General features: G+C 58.5%; 1 protein-coding gene and 1 pseudogene. Both read right to left on the reverse strand.

Annotation, left to right across the window (positions count from 1 at the left end; all coding sequences use genetic code 11):
• Positions 1 to 330: 330 nt before the first annotated feature.
• A complete protein-coding gene (locus tag EU800_RS25920) occupies positions 331 to 1,305 on the reverse strand; it encodes an aldo/keto reductase (protein ID WP_129636337.1) in 975 nt (324 codons plus the stop codon).
• A gap of 63 nt (positions 1,306 to 1,368) precedes the next feature.
• Positions 1,369 to 1,467, reverse strand: a pseudogene (locus tag EU800_RS25925) (IS481 family transposase); the annotation flags it as partial.
• Positions 1,468 to 1,826 lie beyond the last annotated feature (359 nt).

Consider the following 1,826-nt stretch of genomic DNA (forward strand, 5'->3'; position numbering starts at 1 on the left):
TGAACGCGGCACTGTGGTTTCTTCTCGGACGTCTTGCCATCTTTCGCTCCTTCTTCCCGGCATCGCTGCCGGATCGGGAGCGGAAAATCCACCTAACTCACCCGTTCAGATTTCCCGAGCCACCTCTCTCCTGAGAGCATCGCAGGTTTTGAACGCTATAATCACAGCATCGAACGGGGAAACACTTCGTGAAAAAGGCGCCGCTATAGATGGCGGCGCCCTTCAGCGTGTCGAAGCCGCTCTGTCAGCGTTTTGGTCCCATCGAGCCGGCTCCGCTTCATCGCCGACCAATTAACGTGCCACTGTTGATCGGCAATGTGTATGTGCCTCCTATCCGAAGCCAACCGGAAGATGCGGCACATAGGCGGCTTCCAGTGCTTCAATATTTTCCTGTGTCAGCGTCAGGTCTAGGCCGCTGATAGATACGTCCAGTTGCTCCGCACTGGAAAAGCCGATGATCGGCGAGGCCACTCCCGGTTTCTGACGCACCCAGGCCAGCGCAACTTGCGCCATCGGTCGGCCCAGTTCCTTTGCCAGCGCCTCCACGGCGTCGATCACGAGGCCGTCCTGCGCCTCGGTTTTTGAATACAGTAGCTCTTGGTAGCCGTCGGTATTGCCCCGTTTCGTTTCCACGCCGCGTGGCCGGGCTAGACGTCCCCGCGCCATCGGAGACCATGGGATGAGGCCGACGCCCTGATCCAGACAGAGCGGGATCATCTCGCGTTCTTCCTCGCGCTGGATTAGATTTATCTGGTTTTGCATGCTGATAAAGCGCGTCCAGCCATTGGCGCGGGCCACCTCCTGCGCCTTGGCGAACTGCCAGGCATACATGCTGGAGGCGCCAATATAGCGGGCCTTGCCGGCCTTCACCACGTCATGGAGCGCCTCCATCGTTTCCTCGATCGGCGTTTTGTCATCCCAGCGGTGTATTTGGTATAGGTCCACGTGGTCAGTCTTCAGGCGTTTCAGCGAGGCGTCGATTTGTTGGAAGATGAGGCGCCGCGACAGGCCCTGCCGCTCCGGCCGCTTGTCTCCAAAGACCTTGGTGGCAAGGATGATCTCCTCCCGGGGCGCCATGTCCCAAAGCACGTTGCCCATCACCTCTTCCGACGTCCCGTCGGAATAGACATTGGCCGTATCAAAGAACGTGATACCGGCCTCATAGGCCTTGTGGATTAGCGGGCGTGCCCGATCTTGAGGCAGCGCCCATGCGCGCTCGCGTTCGGGGTCGCCAAAGGTCATGCAACCCACGCAAATCTCAGAGACCCACAGGCCCGACCGGCCAATCTGCCTTTGTTGTACCATCTGTGTGTTTCCTATCTTTCGAAGCCGGTTCAACCTGATTAGGTACTGCCACTCTGACTGGTTGTTCAGTCCCGGCATCTGGTGGATCGGACTGACGATGAATCTGTCTGGTTCTGAAGTCCAGACTTTGCAGATGTAATCGTAGGGCGTGGGGCCGCTGAGCGGACAGTCCGCTCGTTTTTTCCCGCTTCGATGAACGTTGATCGAATGTGGGCATCCAGCCGATCCGACCTAACTGGAACGAAGATCGCGATCAGCAACACCGACTGCGACGACCGGGGGCCTTCGACGCGGCCAACAACTAGGGTGGCGCTGTCACGATGACCACGGACGGGAAATTCCCAGTCATCCGGAGACACCACTCAGCCCCCTGCCCCATCTCAAGCCACGTTCTTCTGATGGTGTGGACGGCTCCACCCGAACGGCATCGCGATGTGCCAAGCTGGTGCTGTTTGGAACCAGCTACGGAAGGAACCGACCACATGGAAATTACAACACTCGGGATCGACTTGGCCAAGTCT

It is taken from the genome of Tropicimonas sp. IMCC6043 (assembly GCF_004146235.1).
Classification (GTDB): domain Bacteria; phylum Pseudomonadota; class Alphaproteobacteria; order Rhodobacterales; family Rhodobacteraceae; genus Tropicimonas.

Excerpts from the sequence above, each read along its gene's own strand:
- EU800_RS25920 (WP_129636337.1), bottom strand. The coding sequence starts at position 1,305 with ATGGTACAACAAAGGCAGATTGGCCGGTCGGGCCTGTGGGTCTCTGAG.